Origin of the sequence: Trinickia sp. (assembly GCF_051961175.1) — a bacterium.
Lineage (GTDB): Bacteria > Pseudomonadota > Gammaproteobacteria > Burkholderiales > Burkholderiaceae > Trinickia.
Genome location: NZ_JBQCDN010000011.1, coordinates 1 through 13,991, shown reverse-complemented (window position 1 = coordinate 13,991; position 13,991 = coordinate 1). Strand labels below are relative to the sequence as shown.

The window sequence follows — 13,991 nt, the reverse complement described above, 5'->3', positions numbered from 1 at the left end:
GACGAAACGATCACGGCTCCCGGCAAACAGGACCTCCTCACTGAGATAGACGGCCGGGCGCGGGCAGCGCCGACGAAAGCGATCATTTGACCATAACGGCCGCCCATCGAGCCACTGGACGAACAGCCACCCCCTCGGCCCATCGGCGAGGCGCTCGCTTCGGGTCCACCGCGCGTTTCGCCGCTGGGGTGCACTTCAGTGTCGGGGCTTGCTGGAGTAAAAGGCTGTTCGACGGAAGCAAGGCTCGACAGCCCAGGGGCGACGACCACTACCGCCAATCAGCAGGCCCCTGAACCCGAAGATGCGCCGCGATGCACCACCATCGGCGCTGGCGAGCACGTTCCGGGTGTCCGCTTTCGACGCGCGCCAGTGTCGTGTGTTCCGCACGCGCGGCATGCGCTAAAATCGCACCTTGCTCGACGGACGGCACCCTCGCCGCTATGTCCCTATTTTCAGGATCACCGAATTATGTTGTATCAATCGGATATCACGCAGTTCATCAATCAGCTCAAACAGCAAAAGCCGACGCTGGAAGAAGAACAGCGCCGCGGCCGTGCGCTCTTGTGGGACAAGCAGCCGATCGATCTCGAAGAACGTTCGGCCCAGAAGCAGGCGCGTGTGGAACAAACGCCTTACGTCTACTACCAGAACTTCTGAACGTGGCTGCCGCCGACGAAGGGCAGCGCGGCCGGGCGTCCGATGCGGCGCTGACCGCGCCCGCCACCGATACGACGCCCGACACCGTCGACGGCATCGCTTTCGCGCGCCTGTACGGCGAGCCGCTGTTCAAGCTGCCGCAGGATCTGTATATCCCGCCCGACGCCCTCGAGGTGTTCCTCGAAACGTTCGAAGGTCCGCTCGATCTGTTGCTGTATCTGATCCGCAAGCAGAACTTCAACGTGCTCGACATCCCGATGGCGGATGTGACGGCGCAATACCTCGGCTACGTCGAGCAGCTGCGCAAGACGAACCTCGAACTCGCATCCGAGTATCTGTTGATGGCCGCGATGCTGATCGAGATCAAGTCGCGCATGCTGCTGCCGGTGAAGAAGGCCGATACGGGCGAGGAAGCCGAGGATCCGCGCGCCGAACTCGTGCGGCGCCTGCTCGAATACGAGCGCATGAAGCTCGCGGCACAGCGGCTCGATCAGCTGCCACAGCTCGGGCGCGACTTTCTGCGCGCCGATGTCTATATCGAGCAAAGCATCGCGCCGCGGTTTCCCGACGTGGCGATGGACGATCTGCGAGCGGCCTGGGCCGACGTGCTGGGTCGTGCCAAACTCGTGCAGCACCACAAGATCTCGCGTGAGGAACTCTCGGTGCGCGAGCACATGAGCATGATCTTGCGGCGTTTGCAGAACGTGCGCTTCGTCGAGTTCTCCGAGCTCTTCGACGTGACGCGCGGCGTGCCCGTCGTCATCGTCAATTTCATCGCCATGCTCGAGCTGGCGCGGGAATCGCTGGTCGAAATCACGCAACCTGAACCGTTCGCCCCGATTTACGTACGGCTCGCTTACTTGCCCGCCTAGCGGGCGGGCAGCGGGCACGATTCGACGAAGCCTTCCCATGTCGGGCGCCGTCAAATCCACTACAATCGGCGCGCCTTCAACCCGCCGGGCGTCGCCCGCGCCAGTCTTGCCATCATGAAAGTCATCAGCTCGATCCAGGAATTGCGCGACCAGTTGCGCGGCCAGAACCGTACGGCGTTCGTCCCGACGATGGGCAACCTGCACGAAGGCCATTTGTCGCTGATGCGTCTTGCACGCCAGCACGGCGATCCGGTGGTCGCCAGCATCTTCGTCAATCGTCTGCAGTTTGGGCCGAACGAAGACTTCGACAAGTACCCGCGCACGCTCGAAGCCGACATCGAAAAGCTGCAAAAAGAGAACGTCTACGTGCTGTTCGCGCCCTCCGAGCGCGACATGTACCCGCAGCCGCAGGAATACCGCGTTCACCCGCCGCACGATCTCGGCGATATCCTGGAAGGCGAGTTCCGCCCCGGCTTCTTCACGGGCGTGTGCACCGTCGTCATGAAGCTGATGTCGTGTGTGCAGCCGCGCGTCGCCGTGTTCGGCAAGAAGGACTACCAGCAGCTCATGATCGTGCGGCAAATGTGTCAGCAGTTCGCCCTGCCCACTGACATCGTGGCCGCCGAAACCGTGCGGGACGCCGACGGGCTCGCGCTGAGTTCGCGCAATCGCTATCTCACCGAAGCCGAGCGCGCCGAGGCGCCGATGCTCGCCGCGACGCTCGCTCGCGTGCGCGAGACGGTGCTCGCGGGCCGGCGCGATTTCGCGGCCATCGAGAGAGAAGCGGTGGAAGCACTCGCCGGGCGCGGCTGGGAACCCGATTACGTGGCCGTGCGCAAGCGCTCGACGCTGATCGCGCCGGCCGCCGATGAACTCGATGCGCCGCTCGTCGTGCTCGCGGCCGCCAAGCTCGGCGCCACGCGGCTGATCGACAACCTCGAAATCTGACGCCGCTCAGCGCGACGCGCTATTTGTCTTCTGAATGCTGAAGTGAAGGAATGATCATGCAGCGACACATGTTGAAATCGAAGATTCACCGCGCCGTCGTGACCCACTGCGAGCTTCATTACGAAGGCTCGTGCGCGATCGACGAAGACTTGCTCGATGCATCGGGCATCGTCGAAAACGAGCGCATCGATATCTGGAACGTCAACAACGGCGAACGCTTTTCGACCTACGCGATCCGCGGCGAGCGCGGCAGCGGCATGATCTCGCTGAACGGTTCGGCCGCACGCCGGGCGCAACTCGGCGATCTCGTCATCATCGCGGCCTTCGCGATGGTGGAGGACGCCGAATTGAAGGCGGGCTGGGAGCCGAAGCTCGTGTTCGTCGACGAACAGAACAAGATCAAGGGCAGCCGCGGCCACGTACCCGTTCAGAGCTGGAGCTGAGCAGGCGGGCCGCAACCGCAAGGGCCCGTTACTTCGCGATCCAGGCGGTAATGGGCTCCCACTGTTCGAGGTCTTTTTCGACACGGCTTTGCGGCACGTCCCACAGCGTCAGCCCGTGCGCGGCGAGTTGCACGTAGTTCTGCGTATCGCGCAGGAAACCCAGCACGGGCAGCTCGAGGCTTTCCACGAAGCGATGCAGTTGATCGGCCGAACGCGTGCGCGCGTCGACGCGCATGCCCACCACGCCGATTTCGATCGCCCCCTTGCGCACGGCTTTTTCCTTGGCCAGCCGCTCGAGGAAGTGCTGCGTGGCAAGGATGTCGAACATCGACGGCTGCAGCGGCACCACCACTTTATCGGCCAGCTCGAGCGCGGCGGCCAGCCGCACGCCGTGCAGGCCCGCCGGGGTATCGACCACGGCGCGCTCCAGGCCCTTGGGCGGCTTGGCCGGCGCTTCGGGATCGACGTGCCAGGCCTCGATAGGCGGCAACCCTTCCGGCCTCAAGGCCAGCCATCCGTGCGACGATTGCTGCCGATCGAGGTCGGCCAGCGCCACCCATTCGCCGTTCGCCGCAAAGGCGCCCGCCAAGTTCGTCGACAACGTGCTCTTGCCCACGCCGCCTTTGGGGTTCGCAACCACGATCACCGTCATGAACACTCCCGAGTAGAAGGCCGATCGATTCAGCCGGTTAGCCCGATACGCTACCAAAAAGCATGGCGACTCCCGATAATATCGGCAAATTCGGCCACAAGGAGGCTTACCCGATGTCGACTTTACGCCACGATTGCACGATCGAAACCTTGCATGAGCGTCAGGCGGGGACGCTGCCCGAACTACTCGGCGTGCGCGTCGTCGCGCTCGGGCAAGGCACGCTGACCGGTAAGCTGGCGGTACGCCCGCAGCTGCTCGCGCCCAACGGCTTCTTGCACGCCGCCACCGTGATCGGCCTGGCCGATACCTGTTGCGGCTATGCGTGCCTGGCGCATCTGCCCGACGGCGCCCGCGGCTTCACGACGATCGAGCTCAAGAGCAACTTCCTCGGCACGTGCCGCGCGGGAACGGTACGCGCCGTCGCGAGCGCGGTCCATCTGGGGCGCAGCACGCAAGTGTGGGACGCCTCCGTCTTCGATCCGGACGGCCATACGATCGCGCTGTTTCGTTGCACACAGATGATCCTGAACTAACCCCTTTGCGTGGCCGGCGGCCGGTTGCCATGCGCGGCCCCGTGCGCCGCGCCGAAGCCCGGACTCGCTACAATCGCGCGATGACCGCACCCGATCTCACTTTCGTCCTCGGCGGCGCCCGTTCGGGCAAGAGCCGCCATGCCGAGCAACTCGCCCAAGCGCGCGCTTCGCAGCTCGCCCTGCCCGTGACGTACATCGCGACCGCACGGGATGCCGGCGACGCGGAATTCGCCGCGCGCATCGCCCACCATCGGGCACGTCGGCCCGCACAGTGGGGCCTTGTCGAGGCCGATCTCGACCTTGCGGGCGTCATTGCCGGGACGGCGGACGGCCGCGCCTGCGTGCTCGTCGACTGCCTGACGCTGTGGCTCGCCAATGTCCTATGCCCCGCTGATGGCAAACCGAACGACGACGGCGCGGCGCGCATGGACGCGCTGGAAGCGGCGCTCGCGCAGGCGAAAGGTCCGATCATCGTCGTCAGCAACGAAATCGGGCTGGGCGTCGTGCCGATGGGCGCGATAACGCGTCGCTACGTCGACGAACTCGGCCGCCTCAATCAGCGCGTGGCCGCGCTCGCGCGCGAAGTGACGTTGATGGTGGCCGGCCTGCCGATGGCGATCAAAAGCGGGCGAACGGGCGATCCAACCGGCGGGCGCGCCGCATGACTTCGATCGAACGCAAACAGGCAGGGCGACGACGCCGGACAGTCCTGGCCGCACTGGCTGCATGGGCCGGTGTGGCCGCGCTGGCAAGCCCGCCATGCGCGCACGCGGCGATCTCGGTCACCGACGACGCCGGCCAACGGGTCACGCTGGCCGAACCGGCGCAGCGCGTCGTCGCGCTCGCACCGCACGCCGTCGAGCTCGCCTATGCTGCCGGCGGCGGCGCCAAGATCGTCGGCGCCGTGTCGTACAGCGATTACCCGAGCGCCGCGAAAGCGCTGCCGCGCGTCGGATCGAATACCGCGCTCGACCTCGAGCGCATCGTCGCGCTCCGACCGGACCTCGTGATCGTCTGGCGTCACGGCAATGGCGAACGCCAACTCGATCGCCTGCGCGCGCTGGGGATTCCGCTCTATCACAGCGAACCGCGCACGCTCGACAGCGTCGCGACCGATCTGATCGCCCTCGGCACGCTAATGGGCACCGACTCGCAGGCGCAGGCCGCCGCCGCCGACTATCGCGCGAAGATCGCCGCGCTGCGCGCCCGCTATGCCGGGCGCTCGCCCGTCAGCGTCTTCTATGAGGTGTGGGCCGATCCGCTGATGACACTGAACGGCAAGCAAATCATCAGCGACGTCATCGCCCTGTGCGGCGGGCGCAACGTTTTTGCGAATCTCGCGCCCCTCGTGCCTACGGTATCGACGGAGGCTGTCGTTGCCGCGGATCCAGAGGCGATCATCACCGCGAGCCAAGGGGCCACACACGGCGACGCCCCGCTACCCAGCCTGGCGGCATGGCATGCCTGGCCACGAATGACGGCCGTCGCCCGCGGCAATCTCTTTGCGATCGATGGCGATCTCATCTCCCGGCCTGCGCCGCGTCTCGCGCAAGGCGCCGAAGCACTGTGCCGCGATCTGGACCTCGCGCGCGAACGCAGGCCAAGCGCAGGTGCGACGGACGGCCACTGAAAGGCAATAAGCCAAGCCGAGCTGCGGCGGTAGGACGTTTTACACATTCCAATGCAGCAGATGCCAACCGGTTCCTGCCTCGCTACGTCGCAGCCAGACGAGCGCGGCCATGTCCAATGGCCAGGTCAAAGTCGTCTCCAGCGCTTCGTCGAGTAAGCGCGCTGCGATCACCCGAATGACGCCCGCATGCGTGACCGCGAGCAGGCTCGATGCCGAGGCGATCGCCGGTGCGCGCCATGGCGTCAGCCAAGCATCGACGCGCGCCTCGAACTGCGCCACGCTCTCGCCGCCGTGGGTCCGCGCATGGTGCAAATCGGCGGCCCACGCATCGAGTGCCGCGCGGTCGATCGCGTCCCAAGGCTGCCCTTCCCATTGGCCGAAGTCGATTTCCTGCAGGCGTGGCTCGACGGCGCATGGGCGATCGAAATGCCGCGCGAGCCGATGCGCCACGTCGGCGCATCGCTGCAGCGGGCTCGTTGCGAATATCTCCGGCAACGGCACGGCGAGCGCCGCAAGGCGTGCCACGATCGAGCGTGCGGACTCGGCGGCATCGCCGGCCAGCGGCACGTCGGTCCTGCCGTAGCACACACCCGAGCCGATGGCCGGTGCGGGATGACGGATCAGTATGAGGTCCAAGCAAGTACGGCCAAATAGATCGCGACTTCGAAGAGCTGCTGTGCGAAGCCGAGGCAGTCGCCCGTGTAGCCGCCGAGCCGGCGCGTGAAATAGCGGCCAAGCGCGAACCGCAATGCGAGGCACACCGCAAGTCCAAACACACCCGGGCGCCAGCCCGGCAGGATCAGCCATGGCAGGCCGAGCGCAAGCGCGATGACGAGCACGCTCGCCGCCATCCGCTGCGCGACTGGCTTAGCCTTGCCCTGCTCACGCGCGTAATCGTGCGTCGCCAGAAAGCTGACCGCGAGTGCGCGGCTCGCGGCATGCGCGCTCACCATCGTCCACGCAGCCGTCACGGCCGGCAGCGTGGCAAGCGTCTGCCACTTGAGCGCCAGCGCCATGACCAGCCCGATGGCACCGAAGGCGCCGAGCCGCGGATCGCGCATGATGCGCAGCGCGTCCTCGCGCGAGGCGCCGCCGCCGAATCCATCGCAGCAATCGGCCAGGCCGTCTTCGTGCAACGCCCCGGTCAACAGCAGCGTTGCCGCCATCGAAAGCAGCACGGCAACCGAGGGCGGAAAGACGCGCAGCGCAACACAATAAACCGATGCGCCAGCCGCACCCACAAGGGCGCCGATGAGCGGAAAGTAACGCGCGGCGCCCGCCAGATCGCCGGCATTCAGGCCGATCGAGTGCGGAATCGGCACGCGCGTGAAGTAGCCGATCGACGCTACGACATACCGCGCCTGCTCGCGCCACGCCGAGCGGTGAACGGGCGATGATGCATCGGCATGCGGGCGGGCGGCACCCTCTGGACGAAACGACGCGTCGTCATCCGACGCCAACCCCGCCGGCGCCTGCCGCGGCGCCCGCTCGTCCGTCATCGCGCCTCGCGCCCGGCGACGCCGGCCGATTCGAAGCTCGCCATGTCATTGAGCATGGCGACGGACGCGCGCAAGATGGGCAACGCCAGTGCCGCGCCCGTCCCTTCGCCGAGGCGCATATCGAGCCCGAGCAGCGGCTTCGCGCCGAAGTAGTCGAGCATGCGCCGATGACCCGCCTCGTTCGACAGATGCGCGAACACGCAGTAATCGCGGACAGCCGGTGCGATAGCATCGGCCACGACAAGCGCCGATGTGGTGATGAACCCATCGACGAGAATCGTCATCTTCGCTTCCGCCGCGGCCAGATAAGCACCCGCGATCATCGCGATCTCGAAGCCGCCGAACGTCGCGAGGACGTCGATCGGTTCCGTGACGGCCTCATGCAAGGCAAGCGCCGAGGCCAGCACATTGCGTTTGCGCGCGAGGCCCGCGTTGTCGAGGCCGGTGCCGCGGCCGACGCACTCGTCGATCGGCACGCCGCACAACCGGCTCATCAAGCAGGCAGCCGACGAGGTATTGCCGATCCCCATCTCGCCGAACCCAATGACGTTCGTGCCGAGCGCAGCGTGATGGCGCACGCGCGCGGCGCCCGCACGCATCGCCGCCAGCGCCTCGGCGCGCGTCATCGCCGGCCCTTGGGCGAAATTGCGTGTGCCGGGGCCGATTGGGACATCCACGAGACCGGGTAGCGGCGCGAGCGGCGTCGCCACACCCGCGTTGACGACCTCGAGCGTCATATCCGACACTCGGCTGAGCGCGTTGATGGCTGCGCCGCCTGCCAGAAAATTCGCCACCATCTGCGCGGTGACCGCTTGCGGGTACGGGCTCACACCCTCGTGGACGACGCCGTGATCGCCGGCGAAGACGATCATGGCCGGTCGCGTGATGGCCGGACGCGTGCTCTGTTGGATCATGCCGATCTGGCGCGCGACGACCTCGAGCATGCCGAGGCTGCCTGGCGGCTTCGTCTTGGCATCGATCATGCGCGTCAGCGTATCGCGCAAGGAACGATCGAGCGGTTCGACGATGGGCAAAGGAAGGGGTGCATTCATACTCAGTTCACATGTCGTGGCGGGCGATGTTCGTCCGGCGAAGATGCCACCATACCCACATCGATCGCCAAACTTCAATTCGGTAAAACCGCAAAGCGGAGCCTGCCGTCATTCGACGGGCCACTATCTGGGTGTCGATGGGGACACAGTGTGTAAAGGGGAAGGCGTCGCATTGGCGCCTATCGGTGCGGACAGCGCGCCGTCGCGAATCGGCCATCTCTCATAGCCGAACCGGTTCTACTGCGCCCGGCGATGAGCGAAACACAAGCAAGATTGGCATAAACGAAATTTCTACCGGAACCGCATTTTACGCAGATTGCGCTGAGGAAAATACTACCGTCGAGCGTGGCTGACTGGAGGCACAACGGGCCGCTCATCGTGTGCTCCCCGCCAGCGCCGGCACCAGCGCCTCGTACCCGCCCTGTTCGATCAACACCAAGGGATATCCGAACGCACGACTCGCGAGCGCGGGCGTCAATACCTCGCGCGCCGAGCCCGTATGGGCCACGCCATTGCCCTCGAGCAACAGCGCATGCGTGGCAAAACGACGCGCGAGATTAAGGTCATGGCAGGAAAACACGATCGTACGCGGCGCCGCCTGAACCCACCGCACAAGGGTGTTCATGCACTCGACCTGATGATGCAAATCGAGAAACGCGAGTGGTTCGTCGAGCAACAACAGCGGGGCCTCTTGGCACAGCGCCGCGGCCAATGCGACGCGTTGCCGCTCGCCGCCCGAGAGCGATAGCACGTCGCGCGCCGCCAGCGATTCGAGCCCCAGCAACACCAGCGCCTCCAACGCAGCCAGCCGATCGACCGGGCCCTCCCATCCCCACCCGGTCAGATGGGGAAACCGATTGAGCATGACGATGTCGAGCACGCTCGCAGCGAAGGCATCGTGCGATGTCTGGGGCATCAACGCCCGCCGTTGTGCGAGCGCCGCGCCGGCCCATGCATCGATGCGCTGCCCGTCTACTTCGACATGCCCTTGCGCCGGCCGCATCAAACCCGCGAGCGTCGTGATCAACGTCGTCTTGCCCGCGCCGTTCGGTCCCGCGATACACCAGATCTCGCCGGGATAAAACGTATGCGTGAAATCGTCGAGCAGCGTGCGCGTCCCTGCGCGCAGCGTCACATGCTGCGCGGAAAGCGAAGCCGACCGGGCGGCAGCGTCGATGTCGATGCCGCGCTTCGTCAACGATTTCATCGGCGCCTCCCGAGCAGCATCCACAAGAAGACGGGCACGCCCACCAGCGCAGTCACAACGCCGACAGGCAGTTGAGCCGGTGCGATAGCTATGCGTGCCATGAGATCGGCGCCCATGACGGCCACCCCGCCCGCGAGCGCACTGGCCGGTACGAGCATGCGCTGATCGTTGCCGAGCACGAGCCGCAGGGCATGCGGCACGACCAATCCGACGAAGCCGATCGGGCCGGCGGTCGTGACGCTCGCGCCCGCCGCGAGCGAGGCCACGACGTAAATGCGCAAGCGCAGGCGCGCCGCCGGGACACCGAGCGACGCGGCAAGCGCATCGCCGCGCAACAGCACGTTCAACTGCGGCGCGACGGGCACGCACACACCGAGCGCAACGACCAGCGCAAGCAGCGCCGGCCACGGATTGGCCGCGCCATTCAAATCGCCTGTCAGCCAAAACACGATGCCGCGCAGGCGATCGTCAGGGGCCAGCGCAATGAGCAGTGTGACGACGGCGCCCCACCCCGTTGCAACGACCACGCCTGTCAGCAGCAAGCGCGGCGACGCCTCCTGCGGTTCGCCGCGCCACAGTTCGCGCCGCGCGAGACCGAGTACGAGCCCGATCGAGAGCACAGCACCGCCAAAGGAAGCGAGATCAACGAGCCACCAGGCCCATCCGGCGAAGAGCGCACCCACCGCGAACGCGGCCGCGCCGCCCGAGACACCGAGCACGTACGGCTCGGCCAGCGGATTGCGCAACAGCACTTGAAGCAGCGCGCCCGCGAGTGCGAGCAACGCACCGCATGAAAAACCCGCAACGGTGCGCGGCAAACGCAGCGTTCGAACGATCTCCCCGGCGACATCGTTCGTCCGTCCGGCTGCGGCTGTCGCCGCATGATCAGGCAGATGCCACAGCGCCAGCAGCGCTCGCGCAGGCGAGATCGTGACGCTGCCGAGCATCAGCGCACTCGTGAAGACAATGAGTGCAGCCAGTGCCAGCGCAATCCAGATGAAGGCGGCACGCCGGGCGTTCATCGGCGCACGCGCAGGGGAAGCGGGCATGTTCATCGCCGGGCGTTCAACGAGTCGCACGACACAGTGTCGGAGAACACAGTGTCGGAGAAGACAGTATCGACAAGGAGCGCGCCACCGGCATCAACCCGGACGCCATGCGCCGGCCGCTCACTGCTCCTGCCATCCGATCGTAATGAATGCGCTGCGGCGCGGTGTGTTGTAGGTATAGGCGAGTGCATAGGGCTTGTCGAACAGGTTATCGATGTGGGCGCTGACGTACCACGCCTTCGTGATGTCATAGCGCGCCGAGAGATTCACGAGACCGAACCCACCCAGCGACACCCCGCTGTCGTTGTGCGGCCCGCTGACGATCCAGTCGCCGCCGATCCGCCAAGCGCCCAACGACCGGCGCGCCGACAACGACGCGAAATGCCGCGCCCGTTGATTGAGATCGGTATGGCTGGCTTCGTCGACGGGATTTTGCAGCGTCAGCGCCGCGCGAATGTCCGTCTTGCCGGCTCGGCCGCTCCAGGCGCCTTCGAGCCCCTGAACCTTCGCTCGATCGGCATTCTCGGCAATGTAGAACAATCCGCCTTGCGTCGGCACGTATTTGATCAAATCCGCGTAGCGCGTCTGGAATGCAGTCAACCGAAACAAGCCGAGCGTATCCGATGCGTACTGCAGCGCCGCTTCGATCGAATGACTGCGTTCGGGCCGAATCGATACGTTACCGCTGCCGGGGAAATATAAATCGTCGAAGCTGGGCGCGCGAAACGCGGCCGAATAGCTTGCCGTCGCCTTCCAGTGCTCGGTGAAGTCGAACCCGTAGCCGAGATAGTAGGTGTTCGCCCCGCCGAAGTCCGAATACTGATCGCGCCGCACGTTCGCCTGAATCTGATTCGCGCCAAAGCGCGCCGTGTAACCGGCGAAGACCGAATTCACGGTGCGGTCGGGCGCCGCGATCATGTCCGACTCCAAGCGCTGCTCGAGCCGCTCGTAGCCGAGCTGCAGCTTTTGCTGTGCCGCCAGCTTGAAATCGTTCTGCCAGGTGAATTGACGATTGTCGGTATCGAAGCGATTGTTGTAGACACCGTTCGTTTGATCGACTGCCCGATCCTCGCCCAGGCCCGCCGTGACGTGCGTGGTCCACCAATCCGTCAGCTTGCCGTTCGCGAAAACCGAGGCCGCGCGCACCTTGCTGTAAAGAACGTTGACGTCGGTCGGCAACCCGTAGGCGTTATCGAATGCCACCTTGCCATCGGACTCGAAGTACCGCACGCCCGCCTCCCAGCCGTGGTCGAACCGATGGCGCAGCGAAGCGGAGACGCTCTCGTTCAAATAACCGTCCGCCGCCGGGTTGACATTCGGGGCCTGCGCACGATCGATCGCAGGAAATCCATCGTCCTTCGAACGCGCGACGCTCAAGCTGAAGGTCGTCTTGCCGTCTTGATCGAGCGCGCCATTGACGCCGGCTTGCTGCGTCTGCGTGTGGTAGCTGCCGTAGCCTGCCGAAAAATTGAAACGCGGCGGATGATTGCCCCCATCCTTGGTAAATACTTGAACGACGCCGCCCATCGCACCCGAGCCGTATAGCGCCGACACATTCCCGTTGACGATCTCGACATGATCGACCTCCGATAGTGGGATCTGTCCGAGCTCGACCTGAGCGAGACTGACCGAATCGACCCGAATGCCGTCGATGAGCACGAGCGATTGCGTGGCCGAGCCCCCGCGGAGCGACAACGTTGCGTTCGATCCGGGCGGGCCATTGCGGATGATCTGCGCGCCGGGCGCCAGCGCGAGCAACCCGGGCAGATCCGCCGCCGTGGAATCGTCGATGTCCTGGCGCGAGAAGCGCGTCGTTTGCGGGATGGCCTCGGCAAGCGGTTGCGGCCCGCGTTGAGCGGTCACGACGATCGGCACAAGCGCGCCGGCGCTGACGGGTGGGGACATCGCGGCCGCGCCGCTGGGAACGCCCGCGGCGCTGGCGGAGGGGCTAACGGGAACACCCGTGCTGGCGGATGTCACAGGGATGGCAGCTTGATCGCTGGAGGCACGCTGCGCGAACGCGGCCAGCGGCAGACCGGCGAGCGGCAGACCGGCGAGCGCAATGAGCGCCACGCGGACAGTGGAGGTGAACATCGTGTGGTCTTCCTGTGGGATCGGCACGCAGCTGCTCCCCGCAGACTGCGTTGTGATCGAGCGCCGAGCCGGCATGTCTGACGCGATACGCATCGCGAAGGCGGCTTGGCACTCCCCCTTTGGCCGGTATCCGGGCTGACGACGAACCGCATCCGCCTTCCCGCGTGGGTTCACGCAGTGGCGATGGAGCGGTCGCACGGGTGCGCATTTGCACGCCGCGCAGGTCGCTTACCGTTGGCGGGGGGCAGCACAGGTTGGCTTGTCCGGGCGGACTTCGCTCCCTGTTTCCCGTTTAACCGCGCGCAAGGCTGCCGAGCGCGCGAGCACCAAAGTGCCGCAAGTGTAGGAGTGGCACATAAGGGGCGTCAAGAAAGGGAAACGAATGGGACTCAAGCGCAAAAATCCCTGCAAACATCGTGCGAAAGCGCATCGCTCCGGAAAAAGCTGAGACGGTTACGTCTGGATACGAGAGAGCGATCGGAATTGCGGCCATTTAGCGCTAAAATGCGGGGTCTTTAGAGGACGCAGCAGATGCTCAACGAACTCGAATCGCTCTCACAGAATATTGGCCGGTTGATCGCGATCAACGAACGCCAGCAGCAGGCACGCCATGCGCTCGAGGAACAACTCGCGCAATTGCGTCACGAAAACGAAACGGCCCAGGCCGAACTGGCGCTGTTGCGTGAAGCGCGTAATGCATTGCAGGCCGAACGCGATGCGCTCGTCGCCAAGATCGACGACGCCCAGGTCCGCCTGAACGCGATTCTCGAAAAACTGCCGCGCGGCAAGGGCCCCTACGATTCCGACAGCCAGCTCGACCTGCTCGGCGCGCAGCAAGGATCGAGTGAGGCGAACGGCGTGGAAGGCGCCGTGCAGCACGGAGAAGATGCATGACGACAAAACAAATCGAAGCCACGATCCTCGGCCAAAGCTACCGGCTCGCCTGCTCGCCGGAAACCGAAGCGGCGCTGCTCGAAGCGGTGGCGCGCGTCGACGCCGAAATGACGAAAATCCGCGGGGCGAGCAACGTGCGCGGCACCGATCGTATCGCTGTCATGGCTGCACTCTCGCTCGCCTCGGAATTGCTGAAACTGCAACAAAGCGTGCGTCATGGCGAGGCGTTTCCCGCGGAAGAAATCCGGCGTACAATGCGTCAAATGAACGAGAAGCTCGGTGCGGTGCTCGATCAACACGAAGCGCTGTAACGATCCGCAGTTTCACTTAACAGGTTTTACGGCTTCCCTGCCTGGTTCGCCAAGGTCATAAATTCCTTGAACCAATGCCATGTGCACGGTTGCGGAAATTTGCAGCACGGGTGTGCGCGTCACTCTGTCTGATGTACCCGAAGTGCGGCT

The 13,991-nt window shown here is 65.2% G+C and carries 16 protein-coding genes and 1 riboswitch; of the genes, 9 read left to right on the top strand and 7 right to left on the bottom strand.

Annotated features, from left to right (window positions below; translation table 11 throughout):
* Window positions 1-468: 468 nt before the first annotated feature.
* The 4 genes from ACTHL0_RS00830 (at window position 469) to panD (ending at window position 2,920) form a co-directional block, all read left to right on the top strand.
* The gene (locus ACTHL0_RS00830; RefSeq protein ID WP_440564658.1) at window positions 469-657 is read left to right on the top strand and encodes a DUF3460 family protein; all 189 of its coding nucleotides are present in this window, start codon (window positions 469-471) and stop codon (window positions 655-657) included.
* A gap of 2 nt (window positions 658-659) precedes the next feature.
* Window positions 660-1,529 (top strand): segregation and condensation protein A, encoded by an 870-nt coding sequence (locus ACTHL0_RS00825; RefSeq protein WP_440564657.1) that lies wholly within the window; start codon window positions 660-662, stop codon window positions 1,527-1,529.
* A gap of 114 nt (window positions 1,530-1,643) precedes the next feature.
* A complete protein-coding gene (gene panC, locus ACTHL0_RS00820) occupies window positions 1,644-2,477 on the top strand; it encodes a pantoate--beta-alanine ligase (protein WP_440564656.1) in 834 nt (277 codons plus the stop codon).
* A gap of 56 nt (window positions 2,478-2,533) precedes the next feature.
* Window positions 2,534-2,920 carry an aspartate 1-decarboxylase gene (panD, locus tag ACTHL0_RS00815; RefSeq protein ID WP_440564655.1) on the top strand — a complete coding sequence of 129 codons (387 nt, stop codon included), beginning with the start codon at window positions 2,534-2,536 and terminating at the stop codon, window positions 2,918-2,920.
* 28 nt (window positions 2,921-2,948) lie between these two features.
* Here the strand turns inward: panD and ACTHL0_RS00810 are convergent, their stop codons facing one another.
* Entirely contained in the window at window positions 2,949-3,572 is a 624-nt protein-coding gene (locus ACTHL0_RS00810) for a ParA family protein (RefSeq protein WP_440564654.1), read from the bottom strand.
* Window positions 3,573-3,685: 113 nt separating this feature from the next.
* Between ACTHL0_RS00810 and ACTHL0_RS00805 the strand changes: the two genes are divergently transcribed.
* The 3 genes from ACTHL0_RS00805 to ACTHL0_RS00795 all read left to right on the top strand — a co-directional run bounded on the left by ACTHL0_RS00805 (window position 3,686) and on the right by ACTHL0_RS00795 (window position 5,735).
* Window positions 3,686-4,105 carry a PaaI family thioesterase gene (locus ACTHL0_RS00805; protein ID WP_440564653.1) on the top strand — a complete coding sequence of 140 codons (420 nt, stop codon included), beginning with the start codon at window positions 3,686-3,688 and terminating at the stop codon, window positions 4,103-4,105.
* 80 nt (window positions 4,106-4,185) lie between these two features.
* Window positions 4,186-4,770: a bifunctional adenosylcobinamide kinase/adenosylcobinamide-phosphate guanylyltransferase gene (gene cobU, locus ACTHL0_RS00800; protein WP_440564652.1), complete on the top strand. Its 585-nt coding sequence runs from the start codon at window positions 4,186-4,188 to the stop codon at window positions 4,768-4,770.
* On the top strand, window positions 4,767-5,735 hold the full coding sequence (locus tag ACTHL0_RS00795; protein ID WP_440564651.1) for a cobalamin-binding protein: 969 nt from the start codon (window positions 4,767-4,769) through the stop codon (window positions 5,733-5,735). Before cobU ends, ACTHL0_RS00795 begins: the two co-directional genes overlap by 4 nt.
* A gap of 39 nt (window positions 5,736-5,774) precedes the next feature.
* On the opposite strand, the gene cobC is transcribed toward ACTHL0_RS00795, so the two are convergent.
* The 6 genes from cobC to ACTHL0_RS00765 all read right to left on the bottom strand — a co-directional run bounded on the left by cobC (window position 5,775) and on the right by ACTHL0_RS00765 (window position 12,636).
* Window positions 5,775-6,371 (bottom strand): alpha-ribazole phosphatase, encoded by a 597-nt coding sequence (cobC, locus tag ACTHL0_RS00790; RefSeq protein WP_440564650.1) that lies wholly within the window; start codon window positions 6,369-6,371, stop codon window positions 5,775-5,777.
* Complete coding sequence (locus ACTHL0_RS00785; RefSeq protein WP_440564649.1) at window positions 6,356-7,234, bottom strand: adenosylcobinamide-GDP ribazoletransferase; 879 nt, start codon at window positions 7,232-7,234, stop codon at window positions 6,356-6,358. The genes cobC and ACTHL0_RS00785 overlap by 16 nt, the downstream gene beginning before the upstream one ends.
* Window positions 7,231-8,286: a nicotinate-nucleotide--dimethylbenzimidazole phosphoribosyltransferase gene (gene cobT, locus ACTHL0_RS00780; RefSeq protein WP_440564648.1), complete on the bottom strand. Its 1,056-nt coding sequence runs from the start codon at window positions 8,284-8,286 to the stop codon at window positions 7,231-7,233. Before cobT ends, ACTHL0_RS00785 begins: the two co-directional genes overlap by 4 nt.
* 373 nt (window positions 8,287-8,659) lie before the next feature.
* Window positions 8,660-9,493, bottom strand: a complete 834-nt coding sequence (locus tag ACTHL0_RS00775) for an ABC transporter ATP-binding protein (protein WP_440564647.1) — start codon at window positions 9,491-9,493, stop codon at window positions 8,660-8,662.
* Window positions 9,490-10,542, bottom strand: coding sequence for a FecCD family ABC transporter permease (locus tag ACTHL0_RS00770; RefSeq protein WP_440564646.1), 1,053 nt, complete (start codon window positions 10,540-10,542; stop codon window positions 9,490-9,492). Before ACTHL0_RS00770 ends, ACTHL0_RS00775 begins: the two co-directional genes overlap by 4 nt.
* Window positions 10,543-10,662: 120 nt before the next feature.
* A complete protein-coding gene (locus tag ACTHL0_RS00765; protein WP_440564645.1) occupies window positions 10,663-12,636 on the bottom strand; it encodes a TonB-dependent receptor plug domain-containing protein in 1,974 nt (657 codons plus the stop codon).
* Window positions 12,637-12,740: 104 nt separating this feature from the next.
* Window positions 12,741-12,981: riboswitch (cobalamin riboswitch) on the bottom strand.
* A 186-nt stretch (window positions 12,982-13,167) separates the two neighbouring features.
* Between ACTHL0_RS00765 and ACTHL0_RS00760 the strand changes: the two genes are divergently transcribed.
* Both ACTHL0_RS00760 and ACTHL0_RS00755 read left to right on the top strand, forming a co-directional pair.
* The gene (locus tag ACTHL0_RS00760) at window positions 13,168-13,530 is read left to right on the top strand and encodes an ATPase (RefSeq protein ID WP_440564644.1); all 363 of its coding nucleotides are present in this window, start codon (window positions 13,168-13,170) and stop codon (window positions 13,528-13,530) included.
* Window positions 13,527-13,841 (top strand): cell division protein ZapA, encoded by a 315-nt coding sequence (locus ACTHL0_RS00755; protein WP_440564642.1) that lies wholly within the window; start codon window positions 13,527-13,529, stop codon window positions 13,839-13,841. Before ACTHL0_RS00760 ends, ACTHL0_RS00755 begins: the two co-directional genes overlap by 4 nt.
* Window positions 13,842-13,991: the final 150 nt, after the last annotated feature.